This is a genomic window from Quisquiliibacterium transsilvanicum (assembly GCF_014202215.1).
Lineage (GTDB): Bacteria > Pseudomonadota > Gammaproteobacteria > Burkholderiales > Burkholderiaceae_E > Quisquiliibacterium > Quisquiliibacterium transsilvanicum.
Genome location: NZ_JACHGB010000005.1, coordinates 108,902 through 132,488, shown reverse-complemented (window position 1 = coordinate 132,488; position 23,587 = coordinate 108,902). Strand labels below are relative to the sequence as shown.

At 70.3% G+C, this 23,587-nt stretch carries 22 protein-coding genes, 1 tRNA gene and 1 pseudogene; 19 read left to right on the top strand and 5 right to left on the bottom strand.

From position 1 onward, the window contains the following. Positions 1-105: 105 nt before the first annotated feature. Together HNQ70_RS13095 and HNQ70_RS13090 are read left to right on the top strand one after the other, a co-directional pair. Entirely contained in the window at positions 106-1,026 is a 921-nt protein-coding gene (locus HNQ70_RS13095; RefSeq protein WP_183968303.1) for a hypothetical protein, read from the top strand. Positions 1,027-1,037: 11 nt separating this feature from the next. After that, on the top strand, positions 1,038-1,679 hold the full coding sequence (locus HNQ70_RS13090; protein WP_183968300.1) for an N-acetyltransferase: 642 nt from the start codon (positions 1,038-1,040) through the stop codon (positions 1,677-1,679). A gap of 17 nt (positions 1,680-1,696) precedes the next feature. Here HNQ70_RS13090 and HNQ70_RS13085 read toward each other — a convergent pair whose 3' ends face one another. Then, entirely contained in the window at positions 1,697-2,602 is a 906-nt protein-coding gene (locus HNQ70_RS13085) for a DUF3014 domain-containing protein (RefSeq protein WP_246434958.1), read from the bottom strand. Between the two features lie 203 nt (positions 2,603-2,805). On the opposite strand from HNQ70_RS13085, the gene HNQ70_RS13080 reads away from it, so the two are divergent. The 7 genes from HNQ70_RS13080 (at position 2,806) to HNQ70_RS13050 (ending at position 9,963) form a co-directional block, all read left to right on the top strand. Continuing rightward, positions 2,806-3,732 carry a CysB family HTH-type transcriptional regulator gene (locus tag HNQ70_RS13080; protein ID WP_183968298.1) on the top strand — a complete coding sequence of 309 codons (927 nt, stop codon included), beginning with the start codon at positions 2,806-2,808 and terminating at the stop codon, positions 3,730-3,732. Positions 3,733-3,896: 164 nt separating this feature from the next. Continuing rightward, positions 3,897-4,910: a sulfate ABC transporter substrate-binding protein gene (locus tag HNQ70_RS13075; RefSeq protein WP_183968296.1), complete on the top strand. Its 1,014-nt coding sequence runs from the start codon at positions 3,897-3,899 to the stop codon at positions 4,908-4,910. A 156-nt stretch (positions 4,911-5,066) separates the two neighbouring features. Beyond that, positions 5,067-6,065: a sulfate ABC transporter substrate-binding protein gene (locus tag HNQ70_RS13070; RefSeq protein ID WP_183968294.1), complete on the top strand. Its 999-nt coding sequence runs from the start codon at positions 5,067-5,069 to the stop codon at positions 6,063-6,065. A 6-nt stretch (positions 6,066-6,071) separates the two neighbouring features. Beyond that, positions 6,072-6,950, top strand: coding sequence for a sulfate ABC transporter permease subunit CysT (gene cysT, locus HNQ70_RS13065; RefSeq protein ID WP_183968292.1), 879 nt, complete (start codon positions 6,072-6,074; stop codon positions 6,948-6,950). Further along, positions 6,947-7,837 carry a sulfate ABC transporter permease subunit CysW gene (cysW, locus tag HNQ70_RS13060; RefSeq protein WP_183968290.1) on the top strand — a complete coding sequence of 297 codons (891 nt, stop codon included), beginning with the start codon at positions 6,947-6,949 and terminating at the stop codon, positions 7,835-7,837. The genes cysT and cysW overlap by 4 nt, the downstream gene beginning before the upstream one ends. Beyond that, the gene (locus tag HNQ70_RS13055) at positions 7,834-8,937 is read left to right on the top strand and encodes a sulfate/molybdate ABC transporter ATP-binding protein (RefSeq protein WP_183968288.1); all 1,104 of its coding nucleotides are present in this window, start codon (positions 7,834-7,836) and stop codon (positions 8,935-8,937) included. Before cysW ends, HNQ70_RS13055 begins: the two co-directional genes overlap by 4 nt. Before the next feature lie 120 nt (positions 8,938-9,057). Continuing rightward, positions 9,058-9,963, top strand: coding sequence for an NAD-dependent epimerase/dehydratase family protein (locus HNQ70_RS13050; protein ID WP_183968286.1), 906 nt, complete (start codon positions 9,058-9,060; stop codon positions 9,961-9,963). On the opposite strand, the gene HNQ70_RS13045 is transcribed toward HNQ70_RS13050, so the two are convergent. After that, complete coding sequence (locus tag HNQ70_RS13045) at positions 9,947-10,804, bottom strand: glycosyltransferase (protein WP_183968284.1); 858 nt, start codon at positions 10,802-10,804, stop codon at positions 9,947-9,949. The two genes, HNQ70_RS13050 and HNQ70_RS13045, sit on opposite strands and share 17 nt — an antisense overlap. 185 nt (positions 10,805-10,989) lie before the next feature. Between HNQ70_RS13045 and HNQ70_RS13040 the strand changes: the two genes are divergently transcribed. Further along, positions 10,990-12,159, top strand: coding sequence for an MFS transporter (locus tag HNQ70_RS13040; protein ID WP_183969101.1), 1,170 nt, complete (start codon positions 10,990-10,992; stop codon positions 12,157-12,159). 112 nt (positions 12,160-12,271) lie between these two features. Beyond that, complete coding sequence (locus HNQ70_RS13035; RefSeq protein ID WP_183968282.1) at positions 12,272-13,246, top strand: Bug family tripartite tricarboxylate transporter substrate binding protein; 975 nt, start codon at positions 12,272-12,274, stop codon at positions 13,244-13,246. A 135-nt stretch (positions 13,247-13,381) separates the two neighbouring features. Here the strand turns inward: HNQ70_RS13035 and HNQ70_RS13030 are convergent, their stop codons facing one another. Beyond that, a complete protein-coding gene (locus HNQ70_RS13030) occupies positions 13,382-14,200 on the bottom strand; it encodes an NUDIX hydrolase (protein ID WP_183968280.1) in 819 nt (272 codons plus the stop codon). A 199-nt stretch (positions 14,201-14,399) separates the two neighbouring features. Here HNQ70_RS13030 and selA point away from each other — a divergent pair, with 199 nt between their 5' ends. From selA to HNQ70_RS13005, 5 genes and pseudogenes are all read left to right on the top strand, one after another. Next, positions 14,400-15,890, top strand: a complete 1,491-nt coding sequence (gene selA, locus HNQ70_RS13025; RefSeq protein WP_246434957.1) for an L-seryl-tRNA(Sec) selenium transferase — start codon at positions 14,400-14,402, stop codon at positions 15,888-15,890. Positions 15,891-15,932: 42 nt separating this feature from the next. Beyond that, positions 15,933-15,992: pseudogene (locus HNQ70_RS20690) on the top strand (hypothetical protein); the annotation flags it as partial. 109 nt (positions 15,993-16,101) lie between these two features. Further along, positions 16,102-16,197: transfer RNA gene (locus HNQ70_RS13015), tRNA-Sec, on the top strand. Between the two features lie 15 nt (positions 16,198-16,212). Beyond that, complete coding sequence (locus tag HNQ70_RS13010) at positions 16,213-16,899, top strand: glutathione S-transferase family protein (protein WP_183968278.1); 687 nt, start codon at positions 16,213-16,215, stop codon at positions 16,897-16,899. A 35-nt stretch (positions 16,900-16,934) separates the two neighbouring features. Next, positions 16,935-17,768: a thioesterase family protein gene (locus HNQ70_RS13005; protein ID WP_183968276.1), complete on the top strand. Its 834-nt coding sequence runs from the start codon at positions 16,935-16,937 to the stop codon at positions 17,766-17,768. Positions 17,769-17,783: 15 nt separating this feature from the next. Here HNQ70_RS13005 and HNQ70_RS13000 read toward each other — a convergent pair whose 3' ends face one another. Beyond that, positions 17,784-18,593: an IclR family transcriptional regulator domain-containing protein gene (locus tag HNQ70_RS13000; RefSeq protein WP_221302806.1), complete on the bottom strand. Its 810-nt coding sequence runs from the start codon at positions 18,591-18,593 to the stop codon at positions 17,784-17,786. Between the two features lie 126 nt (positions 18,594-18,719). On the opposite strand from HNQ70_RS13000, the gene HNQ70_RS12995 reads away from it, so the two are divergent. From HNQ70_RS12995 to HNQ70_RS12985, 3 genes are read left to right on the top strand one after another with little or no spacing between them, the layout of a single operon-like run. After that, the gene (locus tag HNQ70_RS12995) at positions 18,720-19,697 is read left to right on the top strand and encodes a Bug family tripartite tricarboxylate transporter substrate binding protein (protein ID WP_246434956.1); all 978 of its coding nucleotides are present in this window, start codon (positions 18,720-18,722) and stop codon (positions 19,695-19,697) included. A 4-nt stretch (positions 19,698-19,701) separates the two neighbouring features. After that, the gene (locus HNQ70_RS12990) at positions 19,702-21,216 is read left to right on the top strand and encodes an acyl-CoA synthetase (protein WP_183968274.1); all 1,515 of its coding nucleotides are present in this window, start codon (positions 19,702-19,704) and stop codon (positions 21,214-21,216) included. Beyond that, positions 21,203-22,339: an acyl-CoA dehydrogenase family protein gene (locus HNQ70_RS12985; RefSeq protein ID WP_183968273.1), complete on the top strand. Its 1,137-nt coding sequence runs from the start codon at positions 21,203-21,205 to the stop codon at positions 22,337-22,339. The genes HNQ70_RS12990 and HNQ70_RS12985 overlap by 14 nt, the downstream gene beginning before the upstream one ends. A gap of 40 nt (positions 22,340-22,379) precedes the next feature. Here HNQ70_RS12985 and HNQ70_RS12980 read toward each other — a convergent pair whose 3' ends face one another. After that, positions 22,380-23,564 (bottom strand): CaiB/BaiF CoA transferase family protein, encoded by a 1,185-nt coding sequence (locus HNQ70_RS12980; RefSeq protein ID WP_183968271.1) that lies wholly within the window; start codon positions 23,562-23,564, stop codon positions 22,380-22,382. Between the last annotated feature and the right edge of the window lie 23 nt (positions 23,565-23,587).

The following is a 23,587-nucleotide window of genomic DNA, read 5'->3' as shown; positions in this document are numbered from 1 at the left end:
GATTCCAGTACGGCTGCGATGCGCCGGCCCTGCCGACGCATCCCGAAGGGCGCTGCCCTTCGCCGCGACACCTGCGCGGCGGCCTGCGAGAAAAGGGGCATCCCAATGGATCTCACCAAGGACTTCGTCAGGGCCAAGCGGCCCTGCTCGAGCGGCTTCCGCTGGTTCGTCCGGAACCGGCCTGCCGGCGGCGACTACCAGGATCTTCTCGACGCGCTCGTGGCCGCCGGCCGCGTCTCCGATGCCTGCTGGCTGCTCGACCAGTTCGGTCCGGTCGACACCGTGCTCGAACTCGATTCGGTCGACGCCGAAGCCATCGTCTTCGCCGGCACGCTGCGGGTGCGCGGTGGCATCGACGTCGATACCCTGGCCCGCGCCGGCGGCTCGATCCACGCGGGCGGAGGCATCCGCGCGGGCGGCGCGGTCCAGGTGGGGGAGGATCTGCGCGCCGGCGGGCAGGTGCGCTGCGCGGGTCTGCTGCAGGTCGGCGGGCACCTGCGCGCGGACTGGGGCGTGGAGGCCGGCGGGGATCTGCGCTGCGCCGGCGACCTGAGGGTCGCATGGGGCGTGGCCTGCGAGGGGGCGCTGTCGGTTGCCGGGCGTGCCACGGTGGGCGCAGACCTGGTCGCAGGGGGCAGGATCGAATGCGCGCGCAGCCTTCGTGTGGGCGGGCGCATCGAGGCGGCCGAGGGGCTGCGCGCCGGCCAGGGAATCCTTGCCGGAGGCGACCTTCGCTGCGGCGATCACCTGGATGCCGGGTGGGGCATCCGTGCGGGGGGCGCGATCGTCGCGGGCGGCTCGGTGCGCGCCGGCGAAGGCGTGGAGTCGGCAGGGGAACTCAGCGCCGGGCGCGGCTACGGGATCCACGCCGGCCTGGCGGTGCGCCGCGACGCCTGGGATGCCAGCGCGCCGGTGCGGGCCTCCCGCCGGCCGGAAGGACTGGTCAGCGGCTGGTGGGCGGGCGAAGCGGCGGATCGCGCCGTCCCGCCTGGGATCGAGCCCGCGCTCGCCCTCGGTTTCCGTTGAGGGAGGCGGCCATGATGCATGCACTTCCCTGCCTGCCCGCATGGATGTTCGGGATTCCACGTCCGCTGCAGCTCAGGATCGACGTCCGGCGCGGCGAAGGTCATCCCGCGGATGACCTGGAACGGATTCGGCAGAGGCTGCGCCGCCCCGGCGCACCCCGGCTGAGCACGCTGTCGATCGATTCCGGCCATCCGGGCCTGGTCTTCCGTCACCGCGAGGCGGATGGCGAGCACTACGTCTACGTCGAGGACCAGGCGAGCGGCCGGCTCGTCGGCTACACGGTCTTCAACCGGCTGATCGAGGTGGGCCGCCGCGCCGATCCCTACCTGCGATCGCCGCACTCCAGCTTCGATCCCGCCTGGCAGCGCCGCGGCCTGGGCAGTGCAGTCCACCGGTGGGGGCTCGATTCCGGTTTCTGCCTGCTCAGCGGCGCCCGGCTGTCGACGGGCGCCCACGCGCTGTGGCATGGGCTCGGGCGGGACTACCCCCTTTCCTACGTGGAAGTGCGCGACAAGGCCCTGCGCCACCTCGGCGCCGAAGTGGCGCAGGAACTGCAGGACGACCTTTCGGTGCGAATGCTGCTGCTCGGAAGCGGGTGGGACCTGGCGCGCCTTGCGCAGGCGACCGGGATGCAGGTGCAGGAAATGGGATGAGCCGCGGCGGCGGCGCGTCAGCGCGCCGTTCCGAGCGCGCCGTCCGCAACCTGCCGCCGCAGCCCGGCCAGGACGGCCTCGAGCCTGCGCCGGTTCTCGGGACCGACCCGCAGCATGAGCTTCTGCCCCGCGGAAAGCCGTTCCAGCGTCGGGTCGGCGAACTCGTAGCGGACCCAGGGACGGGTGGTCGGCGTCTCGGAACGGACCTCCACCAGCCGGACCCTCAGCGGCAGCGCAGGCCGGGGCGTGGCCAGCAGATGGTCGATCACCTCCACCAGCCGGTCGTTGAAATGCCGGCCGGGGAAGCCGATCTCCGCGTAGGCATCCTGGAACAGCGGGTAGAAGCGCGCATACAGCGCAGCCAGCCTGGCCGGATCGACGGACTCGGCCATCGACACGAAGGGCGCATAACGGGCGTCGTTGTCGGCGGCCACGATGGTGGTGCCGTCCTCGCGCTCGCGCACCTGGAAGCGCCCCGGGGTCGGCGCCACCGGCCACATCCGGGCGGGGGCGTGCGAGCGGCCGAGGTTGTCGACGGTCGCCACCACGCGCAGCGCCAGCCGGTCCGGCAGCAGCGCTCGCATCGCCGGCCCCCCGAGCAGCCCGGACAGGGCCTGCTCCAGCCGCGCTGCGGCGTCCCCCGCCGCGTCCTGTTCCGCGGCCGGGGCGACCGGGTGGAGGGGCGCGTCCGGCGCCTGTCCGTCGCTGGCGGCCCCTGGCGCTGGCGCGCTCGCCGAGGGTTCCTGCGCGGGCGCGGAGGCGGTGGAAGCCGGTGGCGCGTCGGTCGCCTGCGGCGCCCAGAACCGCCAGGCAAGGAAACCCGCCAGCGCCAGCGCCAGCACGAGGAGCGCGCTGCGCATCGGACTTGCTGCGCGCGCCTGCGGCGGCATCCGGGGACGTTCGGGGCGGTTCGGTTCGGTCATCGGTCGATCTCCCTGAGCGGTCCGGCGGAGCCGGTCGGCGCCGGTCATCTTAACGGCAGCGCTGGCCAGGGCCGACGGCGCGATGGTCCCGTCCGGGCATATGCAATCCGGGCGCAAGCACATGAGAAATGAATCGAAGGCGGCGCGTGCGCAGGCCTGCACAATCCGCGGCTTCCGCGAATTGCGCCTCCTGTCCGTGCCCCATGAATTTCCAGCAGCTCCGATCGGTCCGTGAGACCGTCCACCAGGGCTTCAACCTCACCGCGGTCGCGCAGGCCCTCTACACCTCGCAGCCCGGAGTGAGCCGGCAGATCCGCGAGCTGGAGGACGAACTCGGCGTCGAGATCTTCGGTCGGGCAGGCAAGCGCCTGACCGGGCTCACAGCGCCCGGCGCCACCATTCTGCCGATCATCGAGCGCATCCTCCAGGAAGCGGAGAACCTCAAGCGCGCCGGCGACGACTTTGCTGCTCAGGAGCGCGGCACGCTCACGATCGCGGCGACGCACTCGCAGGCGCGCTATGCGCTGCCGCCCGCCGTGCGCGACTTCAGCGCCGGTCACCCGGACGTCGGCCTGCGCATGCATCAGGGCTCGCCGCGCCAGGTGGCCGAGATGCTGCTCAAGGGCGAAGCCGACATCGGCGTGGCCACGGAAGCGCTGGCCAGCTATCCCGACCTGGTGGCCTTGCCCTGCTACAGCTGGACGCACTCGGTGCTGGTACCGAGGGGGCATCCGCTCGAGCAGGACGCCGCGAGCGGTGTCGCCCTGGTGCTCGAGCGGCTGGTCCAGTTCCCGATCGTCACCTACGAGGCCGGCTACACGGGCCGCAGCCACATCGATTCTGCGCTGGAGCGCGCCAGCCTGCGCGCCAACGTCGTGCTGGTGGCGATGGACGCGGACGTGATCAAGACCTACGTCGAACTTGGCATGGGGGTCGGAATCGTCGCGTCGATCGCCTACGACGAGCAGCGCGACGCGGGCCTGAGCGCCATCGACGCCGGACACCTGTTCGAGCCGAACACCACGCGGCTCGCCTTCCGCCGGGGCGCCTTCCTGCGCGACTACGTCTACGACTTCATCCAGACCTTCGCGCCGCCACTGACGCGCGAAGTGGTGCAGCAGGCGCTCTAGCAGCGGCCCGCGGGCCGATCGACGTCGCGGGCCGCAGTTCGAGCTTCGCAGTCCGCAGTCCGCAGTGCGGGATTCGCATAAGCATCGACGTATTCATTCGTTCACCGCAGGTGGCCGCCCCCGGATCATCGGCTTCGGTCGAAACCCCACCTCGAAGGACAGTCATGAACCCGATCATCCGCGCCGCCAGGCGCGTCCTCGCAGTGACGCTGATCGCCGGCACATCCATTGCCAGCGCGCAGCAGGCCCCAGTCACGCTGCTCAACGTTTCCTACGACCCCACCCGCGAGCTCTATGCGGACTTCAACCAGGCGTTCGTGAAGCATTGGCGCGCCAAGACCGGCCAGGAGGTGAGCGTCAAGCAGTCCCACGGCGGCTCGGGCAAGCAGGCACGGTCGATCATCGACGGGCTCGAGGCCGACGTCGCCACGCTGGCGCTGGCGGGCGATACCGACGCCCTGCACGCCAACGGCGGCCTCATTCCCGCGAACTGGCAGTCGCGCCTGCCGTTGAACTCGTCGCCGTACACCTCGACGATCGTGCTCGTGGTGCGCAAGGGCAATCCGAAGGGCATCAGGGACTGGGACGACCTGGTCAAGCCAGGCATCAGCGTGATCACGCCGAATCCGAAGACTTCGGGCGGCGCGCGCTGGAACTACCTTGCCGCCTGGGAGTTCGCCAAGCGCAAGCTCGGCGGGGAGGCGCAGGCAAAGGACTTCGTCGGCCGCCTCTACCGAAACGTCGCCGTGCTCGACAGCGGCGCGCGCGGCTCGTCGACCACGTTCGCGCAGCGTGGCCAGGGCGACGTGTTCGTCTCCTGGGAGAACGAGGCGCATCTGCTGCAGCGGGAGTTCGATGGCCGCTTCGAGATCGTCTACCCCTCGCTGAGCATCCTTGCCGAGCCCGCGGTGACCGTGGTCGACAAGACGGTCGACCGCAAGGGCACGCGCGCCGTGGCCACCGCGTACCTGGAGCATCTCTATAGCGACGAGGGGCAGGACATCGCGGGCAAGCACTTCTACCGGCCAACTTCCGCCAAGGCGCAGGCGAAATACGCGCGGCAGTTCCCGAAGGTCGCGCTGTTCGGGATCGACGAGGCCTTCGGCGGCTGGGCCAAGGCAGGCAAGGTCCACTTTGCCGATGGCGGGATCTTCGATCAGATCTACACCAGGCAGTAGGCGCTCAAACGTGCGGCGGCCTGTGCGGCGACACGTGCAGTCCGCCGCACCGTGCATATTGCCGAAAGGCATATGGATAGCAGAAGAAACTCGTTCCAGCCCGCTTTGTTCGCCGGCATCATCGCGCCCTCCCAGCCTTCCTGCCGGATCCGACCCATGAAGAAGATCTTCCGTACCGCGCTCGCAGCAGTCGCGTTCGCGGCCGCCCTGCCGGCCGCCGCGCAGACCACGCTGCTGAACGTCTCCTACGACGTAGCCCGCGAGTTCTACAAGGACTACAACGTCGCCTTCGTCGCCCACTACAAGAAGACGACCGGCAAGGACATCAAGGTCGACCAGTCGCACGCGGGCTCGAGCGCACAGGCCCGCGCGGTGGCCGACGGCCTCGAGGCCGACGTCGTCACGATGAACACCACCACCGACGTCGATTTCCTCGCCGAGCGCGGTGTCGTCGCCAAGGACTGGTCCAGGCGCTTCCCCCACGGCGCGGCGCCGACCTCATCGACGATGCTGTTCCTGGTCAGGCAGGGAAATCCGAAGGGCATCAAGGACTGGGACGACCTGCTGAAGCCCGGCGTGCAGGTGATCGTCGTCAATCCCAAGACCGGCGGCAACGGCCGCATGGCCTACCTGGCCGCATGGGGCTACGTCCGCAGCAAGGGCGGCAGCGACGCCGACGCCGCGGAGTTCGTCCGCAAGCTCTACAAGAATGTTCCAGTGCTCGCGCGCGGCGGCCGGGACGCCACCGGCATCTTCCTGCAGCGGAACATCGGCGACGTGCTGGTCACCTTCGAGTCCGAGGTGGTGTCGGTGGATCGCGAGTTCGGCGCCGGCAAGGTCGACGCGATCCATCCGTCGGCCAGCATCGTTGCCGAGAACCCGGTCGCCGTCGTCGAGCGCACGGTCGCGCGCAAGGGTACGGCCGAGCAGGCGCGCGCCTACCTGGACTTCCTCTACAGCGACGAGGCCCAGGAAATCGCGGCCAGGCATGGCATCCGGCCGCGCTCCGAGGCCGTGCTCAAGCGCCATGCCGCCACCTTCAAACCGCTGAAGCTGTTCACGGTCGGCGAGTACTTCGGGTCGCTGGTCGAAGCGCAGAAGAAGCACTTCAACGACGGCGGCGAGTTCGACAAGATCTACACGGCGGGCAGGTAGCAGGCGATGGATTCCACGTCCGTCGCCGCGCCCTTGCCGGCCGCGCCGCATGGCCGGCGCGGCTCGGCGCGCGTGCTTCCGGGGTTCGGGCTGGCGCTCGGCTACACGCTGGTCTACCTCAGCCTCATCGTCCTGATTCCGCTGTCGGCGCTGCTGCTGAAAACCTTCTCCATGAGCTGGGCGCAGTTCTGGGAGGCGGTCACTGCGCCGCGGGTGCTGGCGTCGTATCGGCTCACCTTCGGCGCGTCGCTGATCGCCGCGCTGGTCAACGCGGTGTTCGGGCTGCTGGTGGCCTGGGTGCTGGTGCGGTACCGGTTTCCGGGCAAGAAGTTCGTCGATGCGCTGGTGGACCTTCCCTTCGCGCTTCCCACGGCGGTCGCTGGCATTGCGTTGAGCGCCCTGCTGGCGGGCAACGGCTGGATCGGGCAATACCTGGAGCCGCTGGGGATCAAGATCGCCTTCACCCCGGCGGGCGTGGTGGTGGCGCTGATCTTCATCGGGCTGCCCTTCGTGGTGCGTACCGTGCAGCCGGTGCTCGAGGAGGCCGAGAAGGAGCTGGAGGAGGCGGCGATGTGCCTGGGCGCCACCCGCCTGCAGACCTTCATGCGCGTGATCATGCCGACCATCGCGCCCGCGCTGGTCACCGGCTTCGCGCTGGCCTTCGCACGCGCGATCGGCGAATACGGTTCGGTGATCTTCATCGCCGGCAACATGCCGATGATTTCCGAGATCACGCCATTGATCATCATCGGCAAGCTCGAGCAGTACGACTACGCGGGCGCCACCGCCGTGGCCTCGGTCATGCTCGGCATCTCCTTCCTGCTCCTGCTCGTCATCAATGGCTTGCAGGCCTGGCAGCGCCGCCGTTCCGGAGGCCTGTCATGAGCGCCGCACGTCTGCCTCTCCATGGCGAGTCGCGCGCGGTGCGCTTTGCGCTGATCGCCATCGCGCTCGCGTTCATGCTGCTGTTCCTGGTGCTGCCGCTGCTGGCGGTGTTCGCCGAGGCGCTGCGCAAGGGCGTGGGAGCCTACCTCGAGGCTCTGCGCGAACCCGACGCATGGGCCGCGATCCGCCTGACGCTGATCACCGCCCTGATCGCGGTGCCGCTGAACCTGGTGTTCGGCGTGGCCGCGGCCTGGGCGATCGCCAAGTTCGAGTTCCGCGGCAAGTCCTTCCTCACGACATTGATCGACCTGCCGTTCTCGGTGTCGCCAGTGGTGGCCGGCCTGGTCTACGTGCTGGTCTTCGGTGCGCAGGGCTGGTTCGGGCCGTGGCTGGCCGAGCACGGCATCCGCATCGTGTTCGCGGTGCCGGGCATCGTGCTGGCCACCATCTTCGTGACCTTCCCCTTCATCGCCCGCGAGCTGATCCCGCTGATGCAGGCGCAGGGCAACGAGGAGGAACAGGCGGCGCAGGTGCTGGGCGCCACGGGCTGGCAGACCTTCTGGCGGGTCACCCTGCCCAACATCAAGTGGGGCCTGCTGTACGGCGTCATCCTCTGCAACGCGCGCGCGATGGGCGAGTTCGGCGCGGTTTCGGTGGTGTCCGGCCACATCCGCGGCCAGACCAACACCATGCCGCTGCACGTGGAAGTCCTCTACAACGAATACCAGTCGGCGGCGGCGTTCGCCGTGGCCTCGCTGCTCGCGCTGCTCGCGATCGTCACCCTGGTGATCAAGACCGTGATCGAGTGGCGCCACCAGCGCGAACTCGATGCGGTTGCCGCCTTGCCGCCCGAGCGCCCCGCAACGCTGCCGAAGGAATCCACATGAGCATCGAGATCCGCAAGGTTTCCAAGCGCTTCGGCGAGTTCCAGGCGCTGCGCGAGGTCGACCTGGACATCGCCTCCGGCGAACTGCTGGCCCTGCTTGGGCCTTCGGGCTGCGGCAAGACAACGCTGCTGCGCATCATCGCGGGGCTGGAATCCGCCGACCACGGAAGCATCCTGTTCAGCGGCGAGGACGCCACCGGCGTGCACGTGCGCGAGCGCCAGGTGGGCTTCGTGTTCCAGCACTACGCGCTGTTCCGGCACATGAGCGTGTTCGAGAACGTCGCCTTCGGCCTGCGCGTGAAGCCGCGCGCGCGCCGCCCTTCCGAGGCGCAGATCCGCGACAAGGTGCACGAGCTGCTGCAGCTGGTGCAGCTCGACTGGCTTGCCGACCGCTACCCGGCGCAGCTGTCGGGCGGACAGCGCCAGCGGATCGCGCTGGCGCGGGCGCTGGCGGTCGAGCCGAAGGTGCTGCTGCTCGACGAGCCCTTCGGCGCGCTCGACGCGAAGGTGCGCAAGGAGCTGCGCCGCTGGCTGCGCCGGCTGCATGACGATCTGCACGTCACCAGCATCTTCGTCACGCATGACCAGGAGGAGGCGCTGGAGGTGGCCGACCGGGTGGTGCTGATGAATCAGGGCCGCGTCGAGCAGGTCGGCACGCCGCAGGACGTCTGGGAGCACCCGGCCAGTCCCTTCGTCTATGGATTCCTGGGCGACGTGAACCTGTTCCACGGCCGGGCGAACGAGGGGCTCACGCACCTGGCCGGCCTGGCGATCGACACGCCCGAGCACGCCGGCGCGCGCGACGCGCAGGCCTTCGCCTACGTGCGGCCGCACGACCTTTCGGTGGAGCGCTACCGCCCCGGCGCCGTGGGCATCGTTGCCGAGCTGCAGCGTGCGATCGCGATCGGTCCGCTGGTGCGGCTCGAGCTGCTGCCGCGCGATGCCGGTGCGCCTGGCGGTCACGATCCGGTGATCGAAGCGCAGATGGCGGCGGAGCGGTTCCGCGAGCTCGGGCTGCGCGAGGGTGAGATCGTGGTCGTCTCGCCGAGGAAGGCGAGGGTGTTTCTGAAGCCGGAGCAGGGCGGAGCCGTCGCGGGCTGAAGTGGCCGCGCCTGCCTGGGCACGGCCGGTGCGGCCAGGGCCGCGAGGCTGGGGCGGTCGTTCTGCGACAATCCGATCCCCGCGGCAGCCGCACCGCCGCGTCCTCCATGGTTCCGTCGCATGTCCTTGCCAAACCCGCTGCCAATCCTCGTCACCGGCTCTCACGGCCTCATCGGAACGGCGTTGTCGAGCGCACTGCGCGCGGCAGGCCACGCGGTGAGCGGCCTCGATCTGCGCGCGCCGGACGAGTCGCGCGGCGACCTGCTCGACCCTTCCGCCGTGGGCCAGGCCCTGGAGGGCTGCTGCGGCGTGGTCCACCTCGCTGCGGTGTCCCGGGTGGTCGATGGCGAGCGCGATCCGCAAACCTGCCGCGAAGTGAACGTCGGCGGCACCCGGGTCCTGCTCGAGGCCGCCCTCTCGCGCCCCGAAGCCCCCTGGGTGATCTATGCGAGCAGCCGCGAGGTGTACGGCCAGCCGGCCCGCCTGCCCGCGGGCGAGGCCTCGCCGCGCGCCCCCGTCAATGCCTACGGCCGTTCCAAGGTGGAGGCGGAGGACCTGGTGTCGGGCTCCGGCCTGCGCAGCGCGATCCTGCGCTTTTCCAACGTCTATGGTTCGACCGACGACCATGCGGACCGCGTCGTGCCCGCCTTCGCCCGCAACGCGGTGCTCGGCCGCCCGCTGCGCGTGGACGGCCGCGACTGCACCTTCGACTTCACGCACGTCGCCGACACGGTGCGTGGAATTCTCGCAGTGGTCCGGAGCCTGGAGAGCGGCGAGTCGCTGGCACCGCTCCACCTGCTCACCGGCGTGCCGACGACCCTGGGCGAACTTGCCGCGCTCGCGGTCGAACTGGCCGGCAGCCGCTCGCCGATCGTCGAGGCGCCATCGCGCAGCTTCGACGTCCACAGTTTCCACGGCGATCCCGGCCGGGCCGCTGAACTGCTCGGCTGGCGGGCCGAGGTGGGCCTGCGCGAAGGCCTGGCGCGGCTGATCCGGGACTTTCGGGCGCTCAGCGCGCCGGCTTGACGTCGCGGCGCCGCTCGACCCGGATCGTGAACTGCACCTGCCTGCGCATCACGAAGGGCGGCGGCAGCCAGCCACCGCCGGCCATCGTGTATTTCAGCACCGGAAGCGGCTCGCTCTCGTCGCCGTTCCAGGCGGCCAGCTGCCTGCGGGTCTGCTCGATCAACCTGGCGCGCACCTCCAGCTCCAGCGGCTGGCCCGGCCCGCGGAAGGCCAGCAGCTGAGACTTCGCGGCCAGGTAGCAGTGGCTGACCACGTCCTGCAGCCGGCGGTCCTTGATCTCGTACCAGCGCGTGCGCTGGTCGTCGCCGTGGCGGATCACGTCGACCAGGCTGGCGGGGTAGTCGGTGTCGGCCAGGCCGATCTGCGATAGCCGGGTGTAGAGGTCGACGTCCTCGCCGCCCCAGCCCCGCATCGCATCGTCGTAGCCGCCGATCGTCTCGAACGCGCGGCGCGGACAGACCACCGAGCCGAAGGTCTCCAGGTCGCGCACGCCGGCCACCGCGCTGGCGCGATAGAAGCGTCCATCCTCCAGGTGCCCGCGCAGCCAGCCGATCCAGCCCGGCAGCAGCTTCACGTCGGCGTCGACGAATGCGAGCCATTCGGAGCTCGACGCCCGGGCGCCTGCGTTGCGCGCCCGCGGCAGGCAGAAGCCGGGGTCGTCGGTCAGCCGCACGACGCGCACGCCGGGGAACTCGTGCTCCACCCAGTCGCCCGCGCCGTCCGGGCAGCCGTAGTCGACCACGACCACCTCGTCAGCGCCCTGCGCGGCCATCAGCGGCAGGGTCTCGCGCAGGTGGTGCAGCCTTCCCTTGCAGGTGGTGATCAGGGCGATTGAGCTCACGGTTCTGTTCCAGGAACGGGGTGACCGGATTGTCGCGCATCGGCGCGCATCGGCCCGGCCGTGCAAAGCGCGCCGATTTCAGTCACGCTTGCGCGGGTGCGGCGCCGCCGCAGCCGGAGCCGCCCGTGAGAAACACCTACGACAGTCTTCGCCCCGCCGCGGGCATCCTCATCGCGGCCTCGGTGATGCTCACGCTGGCCCTCGGGCTGCGCCAGAGCCTCGGCATCTTCATGCAGCCGATGACCCGCGACATTGCGATCTCGGTGTCCGAGTTCACCTTCGCGATCGCGATCCAGAACATCGCCTGGGGCATCGCCCAGCCGATCACCGGGGCCCTGGTGGTGCGGATGGGTTTTCGCAGGATCATGGTCGCCGGCGGACTGTTCTACCTCGCCGGGCTGGCCTTCCTGGCAACCGCCCAGGGCGCGCTCGGCGTCACCATCGGCGCCGGCCTGCTGATCGGTCTGTCGCTGGCCTGCACCGCGTCGTCGATCGCGAACTCGGTGGCTTCGCGCGCGGTGCCTGTCGCGGTCCGCAGCACCGTGCTGGGCCTGGTCTCTGCTGCAGGTTCGCTGGGCGCGATGCTGGCCGCGCCGATCGGCCAGTACCTGCAGACCGGCTTCGGCTGGCGCGCCGGAGTGATCGGCTTCCTCGTGATGGCAGTCGCCATGCTGCCGGCCGCCTGGATCGCGGGCCGCATCGACAAGGTCGCGCTGCCGCCGTCCGCGCCGGGCCAGACCGACGAATCGACCGCGCGCTCGATGGCCCGCGCCGCGCTGCGCCACCCGCCCTTCCTGGTGATGACCGGCGCCTTCTTCGTCTGCGGCATGCAGCTGGTCTTCCTGACCACGCACCTGCCGTCCTACCTCGAGATCTGCGGCATGGACCCGATGCTCAGCGCGCAGGCGCTGGGAATGATCGGCGGCTTCAACGTGCTGGGCAGCCTGTTTTTCGGCTGGGCGGGCGGACGCTGGTCCAAGCAGGCCCTGCTCGGCCTGCTGTACGTCACGCGCTCGCTGGTGCTGGCCTGGTTCTTCTCGGCCGCGCCCACGCCGGAGAGCACGCTGCTCTTTGCGGGCCTGATGGGTTTCCTGTGGCTGGGCGTGTCGCCGCTGATCGCGGGGTCGGTGGCCGAGATGTTCGGGCTGCGCTGGCAGGCGATGATCCAGGGACTCGCCTTCATGAGCCACCAGGTCGGCAGCACGCTGGGCGCCTTCGGCGGCGGCCTGGCCTTCGATTTCTTCGGCTCCTACGAGTTCGCCTGGCGCTTCGGCGTCGGGCTGGGGCTGGCCGCCGGAACGCTCCAGTTCCTGTTCGCCTACCTGCGGCCGCCGCCGCCCGCGCTGGCAGGCTGAACCGGGTCGACCCTAGCTGGCGCGACGGACCGGCCCGAACCTATACTGGCTCGGGCATCGCCCCGGCGCGCACGGCGCGCGCCATCCGGGCCGCAATCAAAGGACGAAACCCATGCGCTTCAGCTTCAAATCCATCCTGTCGATCGCTGCGCTGGTCTGCGGCAGCATCGCGTACGCCCAGGACTATCCGAGCAGGCCGGTCACCCTTGTCGTGCCCGCCGGACCGGGCGGGGCCACCGACATCATCGCCCGCGTGATGGCCGAGGAGTTCAGCAAGCGCCTCAAGCAGCCCTTCGTGGTCGAGAACCGGACGGGCGCCTCGGGGATGATCGGCACGCAGGCGGTGGCCCGCGCCACGCCGGACGGCTACACGCTGCTGCTCGCATATTCCACGCCCATCTACTACGCGCGTCACATGTTCGCCAAGGTGCCCTACGACGTCACGCGCGATCTCGCGGTGCTGTCCGAGGTGGCCACCACCAGCCTGGTGCTGACCGTGAACAAGGACGTGCCCGCCCGGAACATGAAGGAATTCATGGCCTGGGCGCAGCAGGGCAAGGGCAAGCTGAGCTACGGCTCATACGGAACCGGTTCGGCGGGCCACCTGATGAGCGCGTACCTGAGCCAGTCGCGCAATCTCGAGATGTCGCACGTGCCTTACAAGAGCGAGGGCCCGTACGTGCAGGACCTTGCCGGGGGCGTCGTCCCCTGGGGCATCGGCACCCTCGGCCCGATCCTGCCCCACGTCAAGTCCGGCCGGGTGCGGCCGCTGGCAGTGATGGCGGCGAAACGCCTGCCCGAGCTGCCCGACGTGCCGACGATGGCCGAGGCCGGCTTCACCGACAAGGAGTTCCTGACCGTCGCGTGGTTCACGCTGTCGGCGCCGGCGGGCACCCCGAAGCCCATCCTCGACCTGCTCGAGAAGCAGGCGCGCGAGATCTCGCAGTCCACGCCGATGAAGGCGCGCTTCCAGGTGTTCGGCCTGGAGGGAGTGGGCGGCAGCGCCGAGCAGTTCAGGCGCAACTTCGAGGCCACCAGCCCGGTCATCGAAAAGCTGGTCAAGGTGTCGGGCGCGCGCACCGACTGAGTCGGGACGCATCCCCGGGCGGGCCGCGGGCCGCCCGGGGTCCGCCCGGCGGCGCTGCCGGGCGCCGCGCCGGCCGCAGGCGTCAGCGGCCCTCGGAGCAGGCGCCTGCGCGAACGGCCGGATCGAAGCGCCAGTTCAGGGGCGCCCTTCCATCGGCACTTCGTTCAGTTCGTAGCCGGCCTCGGGCGTGATGCGCAGCACCTTGCCCGCCTCGGTCTTGTGCACCGTGGGCAGCACCGTCACCAGCGGCTCGGTGCGCGCCCGATGGATGGCCTCTTCCACGCTGCTGCTGCGCGCGAGCTTCATCAGGTTGTTCAGCGTCGGGAAGATGATTGTGCGACGGCCGGCCTTCGCCTCGGCGATCGCGTCCGCGGGCTTGACCCAGACCGAGTCCACCGACTCTTCGCCGTCGTGCGCGGCCACCTGGTCCTCCGGGGCGGGCACCAGGTAGAACCAGGTGTCGAAGCGCTTGGGCATGAAGTCCGGCGTGATCCAGTGCGCGAAGGGCACCAGCACGTCGGTGGCGAGCTCCAGCCCGTGCTGTTCCACCAGGTCGCGCATCGTGTACCGGCCGGCGAGCAGGTCGGCGCGGTGCGCGGTCTCGAGCGGGCGCACCCGCGATTCCGGCAGCAGCGTCTGCTCTCCCCGGGCCCGCGCGACCAGCACGCCGCACTCCTCGAAGGTTTCGCGCACCGCTGACACGCGCAGTGCGAGCGCCTCGTCGTCCAGTCCTTCGCAGCCGGGGCAGTGCGGACGCAGCGCGGGTTCGCGGTCCGCGGGGTCGGTCTTGCCGCCGGGGAAGACCAGCGCGCCGGTGGCGAAGTCGATCTGGTGATGGCGCTGCACCATGAAGACCTCGAGCGCGCCGCGGTCGTCGCGCAGCAGCATGATGGTGGCCGCGAGGACCGGGTTTACCGGCGCCTTCGCGGGCGACGGCGGGCTGGTGTTTTCCATCTCGGTGTCCATGGGCGTGAGGGCGGAATCGGCAGTCTGCACCAGCGCGCGCGCCGTGCGCCATGCCGGCCGCGGCGGACGCGTTTCGCTTACGCGGAATCCGTCTTGCCGGCGAAGCGGCCCCGGTCGAGGTTAGGATGGCCAGGACGCGTCAGAAAGGCTGGCGCGCGCGGGCAGCGCCCGCGATGCCCGCCCGACCATGAGCGCCACGACCATGCACACCGACCCCGATCCCTTCGCCGAGCCATCGCCGGCCCGGCACGCCGAAGGAAGTTCCAGGGCCGGCCCGAAGGATCTGCCTTCAGTGGACGGACTGCTGCGCCTGCCCGGCGCGTCGGCGCTGCTGGCCGAGCATGGTCACACCCTGGTCGCGGGCGAGGCGCGCGGGCTGCTCGATGCGCTGCGCGCGAAAGCGCTGGCCGGCGTCCTGGATGCCGGCTCCCTCGGCGCAGAATCGCTGCAGCAGGCGCTGTCCAGGCGGGTGGAGCGCCGGCTTGCGCCGCGGATGCGGCAGGTCATCAACCTGACCGGCACCGTGCTGCACACCAACCTGGGCCGTGCCGTGCTGGCCGATGCGGCGGTCTCGCATCTGGTCGCGATGATGGCCGGTCCAAACAACCTCGAGTACGACCTCGATACCGGCCGGCGTGGCGACCGCGATGCCCTGGTCGAGGAGATGCTGTGCGCGCTGACCGGCGCGCAGGCGGCCACGGTGGTCAACAACAACGCCGCGGCGGTGCTGCTGACGATCGCCGCGCTGGCGCGGGGCCGCGAGGTGATCGTGTCGCGCGGCGAACTCGTCGAGATCGGCGGCGCCTTCCGGATGCCCGACGTCATGGAGGCGGCCGGCGCCACGCTGGTCGAGGTGGGCACGACCAACCGCACGCATCCTCACGACTACGAGCGTGCGATCGGCGACCGCACCGCGCTGCTGATGAAGGTGCACACAAGCAACTACGCGATCCAGGGCTTCACCTCGTCGGTGGACGAGGCCAGGCTGGCCGAGATCGCGCACGCCCGGGGTCTGCCGCTGGCCAGCGACCTGGGCGCGGGCTCGCTGGTCGACCTAGGCGCCTACGGACTGCCCAGGGAGCCCACGCCGCAGGAGAAGCTCGCCGCCGGCTGCGACGTCGTCAGCTTCAGCGGCGACAAGCTGCTGGGCGGACCGCAGGCCGGGCTGATCGTGGGCACCCGCGAGGCGATCGGCCGCATCCGCGCCTTTCCGATGAAGCGTGCGCTGCGCGTGAGCAAGCTGCCGCTGGCGGCGCTCGAGGCGACGCTTGCGCTCTACCTGCGCCCCGAGCGCCTGGCGCGCGATCTCCCCACGTTGCGGATGCTGGTGCGCCCGATCGATGAGATCCGGGCTCAGGCTCAAGCCTTGCGCCCGCTGCTCGCGAACGCGGTCGCGCCCCGCTTCTCGGTCGAGCCGGTGGAGTTGCAGGGGCAGATCGGCTCGGGCTCGCTGCCGGTCGACCGGCTCGCCTCCGCGGGGCTGGCGATTGCGCCGGTCGAGCGCAAGGGCGCCGGGCGGGCGCTCGATGCGCTGGCCGCTGCGCTGCGCGCGCTGCCGCGCCCGGTGATCGGCCGCATCGCCGACGACCGGCTGCTGCTCGATCTGCGCTGCCTGGAGGACGCCGGGCCGCTGCAGGCGCAGTGCGATGAGCTTGGGCGCATTCTGCGCGACAAATGATCGTCGGCGCCGCGTGCCGCATCGGCCACGGCCCGCGTCCGGGGTGCAAGCCGCCTGGGCCGAAAACGGGCCATCCAGAGCCTCGAATACTGCGACCGTGTTGGTATGCTGCGCAGCATCGCCTGCGTGCATGGCCTGCGTACATCGTGTGCCCATCGAAGGCGGGCTCTTCGCGGTGGGCCGGCAGTGCGCAGGTCGGGTCTTGTTCAACGGAGGGAAAACGATCCTGGTGGATCGGCCGGGCTTCAAACCCGGTGGGCGGCGCCAAGCGTTGCCGGGTGGGTTCGACTCCCATTTCCCTCCGCCACTTTTCCAGGATGCCATGAGCCTGATCCTCCACGAACTCGTCGGTGACCAGGGGCGCTGCTTCAGCCCCTTCTGCTGGCGCAGCGCAATGGCGCTGGCGCACAAGGGCCTGGAATGGGAATCCCGCCGCACCAGTTTCGCCGGCATCGCCGCGATCGGCGGCGGGCAGCGCATGGTGCCGGTGCTCGACCACGACGGCACCCTGGTCGGCGACAGCTGGGCGATTGCCGAGCACCTCGAGGCGCGCTTTCCCGAGCGCCCTTCACTGTTCGGCGGCCCGGCAGGCCGCGCCTATGCGGTGTTCATGCAGAACTGGACGGCCACGCAGCTGCATGCGCCGATCTTCCGGATGATCGCCGCCGACTTGTACGAGCGGATCGACCCTGTCGATCGCGACTACTTCCGCCAGTCCCGCGAGCAGCGCCTGGGCCGCCCGCTGGCGGAGGTGCAGGCCGAGCGCGACGCGATGCTGCCGGCCTTCCGCGCCGGCCTCGAGCCGATGCGGATGACGCTGAAGTCACAGCCCTTCCTCGGCGGCGCACAGCCGACGTACTCCGATTACCTGCCTTTCGGCGCCCTGCAGTGGGCGCGCATCATGAGCCCGTACCGCCTGCTGGCCGACGACGACCCGCTGCATGCCTGGTTCGGCCGCTGCCTGGAGCTGCACGGCAGCTTCGCGCGTAACGTGCCGGCGTACTGGTGAGCGGCGCCCCAGAACTTCCCTTACCGAGCCCACCGATGTCAGCCTCCCCGCCCCCCGGCCTCGTCGAAACCCAGCGCGGCACCGTCAACGCCTGGCAGTGCGACTACAACCACCACCTGAACGTGCAGTTCTACTGCCGCGAGTTCGACCAGGCGGCGCGTTTCCTCGCGCTGTCCTGCGGGGGCGACCCCGCAGGGCCGCTGCCGCAGACGCGGCACCTGCGCTTCCACGCCGAGCTGGTAGCGGGCGACATCTTCACGGTGCACTCGGCGCGCATCGTCGACGGGCCGCACGCCGGCTCGCTGGTGCACTGGATGAGCCACGGCGGCACCGGCGCGCTGGTGGCCACCGCGCTGGACGGCGGCGTGGGGTTCTTCGACTGCCCCGAGTTGCCGGAGTCGGCAGTGGCCTCGGCGCTGCCGCGCAGCGTCGATGCTGCCGAAGACGCACTGCCGATCGAGGCGATGGCGGGCGACGGATGGCAGACCACGACGCGCTGCTGGGTGACGATGGACCGCTGCACCGCGGCCGGCGAGATGACCGAGCAGCACCTCGTCGCGATGCTCGGCGACGCCGCCGGCCATGCCTGGGAGCAGGCCGGCGTCGGTGTGGTCACGGTGCGGGAGAAGGGTCTCGGCCGCATCGCCGTCGAGGCCAAGTTCACCCACTTCGCGCCGGCCCGCGTCGGCGACGCCCTCGTGCTGCATTCGCGCGTGGGCCCTGCGCAGGGCCGCAGCATCCGCCTTCAGCACCACCTCTACCGGATGCCGGGCGGCACGCCGATCGCGCGCGCCGACGTCACCGCGCTGCTGATCGACATGAAGACGCGCAAGACGGTGATGCTGTCGGACGTGATCGGAGCGGGCTGAGGCCCGCGCCGTCGCTCACTCCATGCGGATGCACTCGGCTGCGCGCCGCATCGGGGTCAGATAGGCGTCCACTGCGCGCTCCTCGGTCCAGCCCTCGGCGATCACGTTGACGCTCAGGGCCGCCACCACCTGCCGCTGGCGGTCGCGCAGCGGCACCGACAGTCCCGCCACCGCCGGGTCGAGCTCTCTGTCCACCCACGCATAGCCTTTCTCGCGCACCCGCGCCAGCGCCTCGCGCAGCTGCCCGGGGCTGGTCGGCGTGCGCTCGGTGTAGGGCTTGAGCGTGGTCGCCTCCAGGTAGCGTTCGAGCGCGGCCTCGTCCAGCTGCGACAGCAGCATCCGGCCCGGCGAGGTTGCGTATGCGGGCAGACGGCTGCCGACCACCAGGTTGGGCGAGAGCACCTTGCGGGAGGGGATCCGCAGGATGAAGACCGCCTCGTTGCCGTCCATCACCGCCATTGCGCAGGATTCGCCGATCTCCGCGGACAGCTCGCTCAGCGCCTGTTGCGCGTAGGCGAGATAGGGCAGCGAGGCGAGGTAGGACAGCCCGAGGGTGAGCACCTTCGGCGTCAGCTGGTACTCCCGGCCGTCGGTGTGCGCGTACTGCAGCTCGCACAGCGTCGACAGGATCCGGCGCACCACCGCGCGCGGCAGGCCCGTCGCCTCCGCCACAGTGGAAATGGTGCGCCGGCCGCGCAGCTTGCCCAGCGTCGAGATCACAGAGAGTCCCCGGGAGAAGGAGCGCAGGAATCCTTCGCCGCCGGCCTGTTTCCCGGGCTCGGACGCGGCATTGACAGTCTTCGACGCACTTTCTACCATGTTCATCAGTCGGACAGTTTGTTCGGCAGGCGAACGAATGAGTCGCAATGTGCCACCATCCCGGTGGCTTGCCAAGACCCCGTCACCCGCCCGAAGAGGCTGGGGGCGAGCACCGAAGACGAGGAGACATCGATGCGCGCAACCCGCATGGTCCGAATCGGACGCCGCCTGCTGGCGGCGTTCTGTCTGATGACGAGCGCAGGCGCGTTCGCCCAGTTCCCCTCCCGCCCGGTCACGATCATCGTGCCCGCGACGCCCGGCGGCATCCTCGACCAGTCTAGCCGGCTGGTGGCGCATGAACTCGCGCCGCTGATCGGCCAGCCTGTCGTCGTCGAGAACCGTGCAGGGGGCGGACAGATCATCGGCATGCAGGCGCTGCTGCGCGCGGAACCCGACGGGCACACGATGGTGATGGGCAGCGTCGGCCCCAACGCCGCCAACTACAGCCTGTACTCGAAGCTTCCCTACGGCCCGGCCGACTTCGCGCCGGTGGCGCACGTGGTGTCGATGTCCAACGTGCTGCTGGTGCACCCTGGTGTGCCGGCGCGCACCGTGCAGGAACTCGTGGCGCTGGCGAAGGCGAGTCCCGGCAAGCTCTCGGTCGCCTCGTCGGGCAACGGTACCTCCAGCCACCTGGCCGCGGAGATGCTCAAGTGGCGGGCCGGCATCGACCTGGTGCACGTGCCGTACAAGGGCGCCGCCCCCGCGATGGGCGACCTGCTCGGCGGCCAGGTGCAGGTGATGGTCGACAACCTGATCACCGCGCTGCCGCAGATCAAGGCCGGCAAGCTGCGCGCGCTGGCGGTCACGGCGGGGCAGCGTGTGCCGGAGCTGCCGGACGTGCCCACGGTTGCGGAGTCCGGCTATCCCGGCTTCGAGGTCACGGTCTGGGTGGGCCTGCTCACGCAGGCCAAGAGCCCTCCCGAAGCGGTGGCCTACCTGCACCAGAACATCGCCAAGGTGCTGGCGATGCCCCACGTCAGGCAGCGCCTGGCGGAGATGGGCGGGGCCAGCCTGCCGATGAGCGCGACTGAGTTCGGCGGCTTCATCCAGCGCGAGACCGAGAAATGGGGCACGGTGGTGCGGCAGGCGGGCATCAAGGTGGATTGAGCCGATGCCGATCCTGAGCAGACACGCGGCCCGCCGGCCGGACGCAACGGCCTGCGTGATGCACGAGACCGGCGAGCGCATCACCTGGCGCGAGCTCGAAGCCGGCTCGCGGCGCTGCGCGCAGCTGCTGCTGGCCAGCGGGCTGCGCGTCGGCGACGTGGTGGCGGTGTTCATGGAGAACCATCGGCGCTACCTCGAGATCCTCTGGGCGGCGCGCCGCATCGGCCTGTACTACACGACGATCAGCGCCCACCTGAAGCCGGACGAAGTCGGCTACATCCTGCGCGATTCCGGGGCCAGGGCACTGTTCACCTCGGCGGCAATGGCCGGGGTCGCCACCGCGCTCGATCTGCCGGAGCTTCGGCTGCGCGTCATGCTCGACGGCGCAGCCGCGGGCTTCGAGGACTACGACTCGGCGCTGTCGCGCGTCCGCGCGGATGGCCCGCTTCCCGATGCCCCGGAGGGCACCGATTTCCTCTATTCGTCCGGCACCACCGGGCGGCCCAAGGGCATCCGCCGTCCCCTCGCTCAGCTCGCGGCACACGACCTGCAGCGCAGCGACCTGTGGTGGAAGCGTTTCGACGAACACTCGGTCTACCTGTCGACCGCGCCGATGTACCATGCCGCGCCGGTGCGCTGGAACATGAACGTGCTGCGTGCCGGCGGCACCTGCGTGCTGCTCGCGCGCTTCGATCCGGAGCGCGCGCTCGAGGCGATCGAACAGCATCGGGTCACCCATGCGCAGTGGGTGCCGACGATGTTCATCCGCATGCTGCGCCTGCCGGAGCAGGTCCGCAGCCGCTCCGACCTAAGCTCGATGAAGGTCGCGATCCACGCTGCCGCTCCCTGCCCGGTCGAGGTGAAGCGGGCGATGATCGACTGGTGGGGCCCGATCCTTGTCGAGTACTACAGCGGCACGGAGGCCGTCGGCCGGACCTCGCTCGACTCGCAGGAGTGGCTCGCGCATCCGGGCTCGGTCGGGCGGCCGGAGCTGGGCGAGATCCACGTCGTGGGCGACGACGGGCGGGAACTTCCCTCTGGCGAGATCGGCACCGTGTACTTCTCCGGCGTGCCGCCCTTCGAATACCACAACGACCCGGAGCGCACCCGCGAGGCGTACGATCACCGGGGCTGGGCGACCATCGGCGACGTCGGCTATCTCGATGCCGAGGGCTATCTCTACCTGACCGACCGGCGCTCGCACATGATCATCTCCGGCGGCGTGAACATCTATCCGCAGGAAACCGAGAACGTGCTGGCCACGCACCCGAAGGTTGCCGACGTCGCGGTGATCGGCGTGCCCGACGAGGAGTACGGCGAGCAGGTGAAGGCGGTGGTGGTGCCGCTGGACGCCGCGGATGCGAGCGATGCGCTGGCCGGCGAGCTGATCGCCTGGTGCAGGGCGCGGATCTCGCCGGTGAAATGTCCCCGCAGCATCGACTTCGCCGACAGCCTTCCGCGCACCGAGACCGGCAAGCTCCTCAAGCGCCTCCTCAAGGACCGATATGCAGGGCGATAGCCTCTTTGCACACGAGCACGAGCTCTACCGCGACAGCTTTCGCCGCTTCGTCGCAGCCGAGATCGAGCCCTTCCACGACGCCTGGGAGGCGGCCGGCGTGGCGCCCCGGGAGGTCTGGCGCAAGGCCGGCGCGGCAGGCTTCCTGCTGCCCTCTGCGCCCGCGGAATACGGAGGCGGCGGAGGCGACTTCCTTCACACCGCAGTCATCCTCGAGGAGATCGCGCGCTCGGTGGTCACCGCCGTGATGGGATTCACCACGCACTCGGACATCGTCGGCCGCTACATCCTGAACCTGGGCACCGAGGAGCAGCGCCGCGCGTGGCTGCCGCCGATGGCCAGCGGCGAGGCGATCTGGTCGATCGCGATGACCGAGCCCTCGGCAGGCAGCGACCTGAAGGCGATCCGCACCGTCGCGCGGCGCGACGGCGACCACTACCTGCTCAGCGGCCAGAAGACCTTCATCACCAACGGCTGGAACGCGGACTTCGTGCTGGTGGCGGCGAAGACCGACCCGTCGGCCGGGGCGCGCGGCATCAGCCTGCTGCGGGTCGACACCCGGGCGCGGGGCTTCTCGCGCGGCAAGCTGCTCGACAAGATCGGGCTGCGCGGCCAGGACACCGCCGAGCTCTTCTTCGACGACATCCGCGTGCCGGTCGGCGACCGGCTGGGCGAGGAGAGCCGGGGCTTCCACTACCTGACCTCGGAGCTCGCGCACGAGCGCATCATGATCGCGATCCGCTGCGCAGCGCTCATCGAGGCCGCGCTCGGCTGGACCATCGAATACACGAAGGAGCGACAGGCCTTCGGCAAGCCGCTGTTCGACAACCAGGCGCTGCGCTTCCGGCTAGCGGAGATCAGGGCGCATGTCGACGCGACGCGCGCGCTGGTCGATCGCTGCACCGCGCTGCACCTGAAGGGCCGGCTGCGCGCCGAGGACGCGGCCGTGGCCAAGCTGTGGGCCACCGAGGCGACGAAGCTGCTGGACGACCTCGTGCAGATGCACGGCGGCTACGGCATGGTCCGCGAGTACCGCATCGCGCGCGCCTACACCGACGCGCGCCCGAACCGCATCTTCGGCGGCGCCTCCGAGGTGATGAAGGAGATCATCGCGCGGGCGCTCTGAAGGCGCCGCTGCCGGATCCCGTCGCTTCGGGAGGCCGCCGCTAGCCGCCGCCCACGACGCCGCGCGCCACCAGCGCAGTGATCTCGGCATCGTCGTAGCCGTGCTCGCGCAGCACTTCCCGGGTGTGCTGGCCGCAGGCCGGCGCGGTCGAGCGCGCCGTCCCGTTCGCGGCGGGCAGGGTCCCGGGCACCTGCGGCACCGGTACCGCCTGCGGCACGCCGGGCTGGTCCAGCCAGGCGACCGCGCTGGTTGCGCTCACCTGCGGTTCCCGCAGGAAATCCGCGTAGCCGTTCACGCGCTCGTGCAGGATCCTGGCGCTGGTGAAACGGCGCGACCATTCCGCGCAATCGCGCGTCGCGAGCAGCGGACGCAGCAGTTCGTTGAGCGCGGCCTCGTTGTCGTAGCGCGACTTCGGGCTCGAGAAGCGATCGTCCCCGGCCAGGTCGGGGTGCTCGAGCGCCGCGCACAGGTCCCGCCACTCGCGGTCGTGGATCGCGGTGATCGTCATCCAGCCGTCGGCCGTGCGGTAGACGCCGTAGGGCACGCCCCCCGGACGCACCGTCCCGCCCTCCAGGGTGGAGGCCATCATCCGGATCGCCTGCAGTCCCGCGGCCCCCTGCAGCAGGCTGACATCGATATGGCGGCCACGCGTCTCGTCGCGCCGCGCGTAGAGCGCCGACGAAAGCGCCTGGTACGCGTACAGCGCGGTGGCCATGTCGACCGGAATCACCGGCACGCGGTGCGGGATGCCGTCCTCGCCCTTGTTCTCCGCAGTGAGCCCCGTGAAGGCCTGCAGCACCGGGTCCATCGCGGGCCGCTCGGCCAGCGGCCCGGTCTGTCCGAAACCCGAGATCGAGACGTAAAGCAGGCGCGGCTCCCGGGCCGACACCGCATCGTAGCCGAAGCCCAGCCGCCCGATCACCCCCGGGCGGAAGCCTTCGAGGAACACGTCCGCGCCGCGCAGCAGGCGCCACAGCACGTTCTTGCCGTCCTCGGTCTTCAGGTCGATCGCCACGCTGCGCTTGCCCAGGTTGCCGATGATCGAGAACGCGGTGTGGTCGCCGTAGCGCGCACCCAGCACGCGACTCCAGTCGCCCTCTCCCGCGTTCTCGACCTTGATCACCTGCGCGCCGTGCTGCGCGAGCAGCATCGCGCAGTACGGGCCGGCGATGCCCTGGCTCAGGTCGACGACCTTGAGTCCTGCGAACGGCGCGTCATAGCTCATGGGCCGAGAATACCGCCTTCAAG

Bases quoted from the DNA above. Each gene is read 5' to 3' on its own strand.
- HNQ70_RS12985 (WP_183968273.1), top strand. From the start codon at position 21,203: ATGCAGGGCGATAGCCTCTTTGCACACGAGCACGAGCTCTACCGCGAC.
- HNQ70_RS13005 (WP_183968276.1), top strand. From the start codon at position 16,935: ATGTCAGCCTCCCCGCCCCCCGGCCTCGTCGAAACCCAGCGCGGCACC.
- HNQ70_RS13050 (WP_183968286.1), top strand. From the start codon at position 9,058: ATGTCCTTGCCAAACCCGCTGCCAATCCTCGTCACCGGCTCTCACGGC.
- HNQ70_RS13085 (WP_246434958.1), bottom strand. From the start codon at position 2,602: ATGACCGAACCGAACCGCCCCGAACGTCCCCGGATGCCGCCGCAGGCG.
- cysT (WP_183968292.1), top strand. From the start codon at position 6,072: ATGGATTCCACGTCCGTCGCCGCGCCCTTGCCGGCCGCGCCGCATGGC.
- HNQ70_RS13055 (WP_183968288.1), top strand. From the start codon at position 7,834: ATGAGCATCGAGATCCGCAAGGTTTCCAAGCGCTTCGGCGAGTTCCAG.
- HNQ70_RS12980 (WP_183968271.1), bottom strand. From the start codon at position 23,564: ATGAGCTATGACGCGCCGTTCGCAGGACTCAAGGTCGTCGACCTGAGC.
- selA (WP_246434957.1), top strand. From the start codon at position 14,400: ATGAGCGCCACGACCATGCACACCGACCCCGATCCCTTCGCCGAGCCA.
- HNQ70_RS12990 (WP_183968274.1), top strand. From the start codon at position 19,702: ATGCCGATCCTGAGCAGACACGCGGCCCGCCGGCCGGACGCAACGGCC.
- HNQ70_RS13040 (WP_183969101.1), top strand. From the start codon at position 10,990: ATGCTCACGCTGGCCCTCGGGCTGCGCCAGAGCCTCGGCATCTTCATG.
- HNQ70_RS13090 (WP_183968300.1), top strand. From the start codon at position 1,038: ATGATGCATGCACTTCCCTGCCTGCCCGCATGGATGTTCGGGATTCCA.
- HNQ70_RS13030 (WP_183968280.1), bottom strand. From the start codon at position 14,200: ATGGAAAACACCAGCCCGCCGTCGCCCGCGAAGGCGCCGGTAAACCCG.
- HNQ70_RS13095 (WP_183968303.1), top strand. From the start codon at position 106: ATGGATCTCACCAAGGACTTCGTCAGGGCCAAGCGGCCCTGCTCGAGC.
- HNQ70_RS13035 (WP_183968282.1), top strand. From the start codon at position 12,272: ATGCGCTTCAGCTTCAAATCCATCCTGTCGATCGCTGCGCTGGTCTGC.
- HNQ70_RS13000 (WP_221302806.1), bottom strand. From the start codon at position 18,593: ATGAACATGGTAGAAAGTGCGTCGAAGACTGTCAATGCCGCGTCCGAG.
- HNQ70_RS13075 (WP_183968296.1), top strand. From the start codon at position 3,897: ATGAACCCGATCATCCGCGCCGCCAGGCGCGTCCTCGCAGTGACGCTG.
- HNQ70_RS12995 (WP_246434956.1), top strand. From the start codon at position 18,720: ATGCGCGCAACCCGCATGGTCCGAATCGGACGCCGCCTGCTGGCGGCG.
- HNQ70_RS13010 (WP_183968278.1), top strand. From the start codon at position 16,213: ATGAGCCTGATCCTCCACGAACTCGTCGGTGACCAGGGGCGCTGCTTC.
- HNQ70_RS13070 (WP_183968294.1), top strand. From the start codon at position 5,067: ATGAAGAAGATCTTCCGTACCGCGCTCGCAGCAGTCGCGTTCGCGGCC.
- HNQ70_RS13080 (WP_183968298.1), top strand. From the start codon at position 2,806: ATGAATTTCCAGCAGCTCCGATCGGTCCGTGAGACCGTCCACCAGGGC.
- cysW (WP_183968290.1), top strand. From the start codon at position 6,947: ATGAGCGCCGCACGTCTGCCTCTCCATGGCGAGTCGCGCGCGGTGCGC.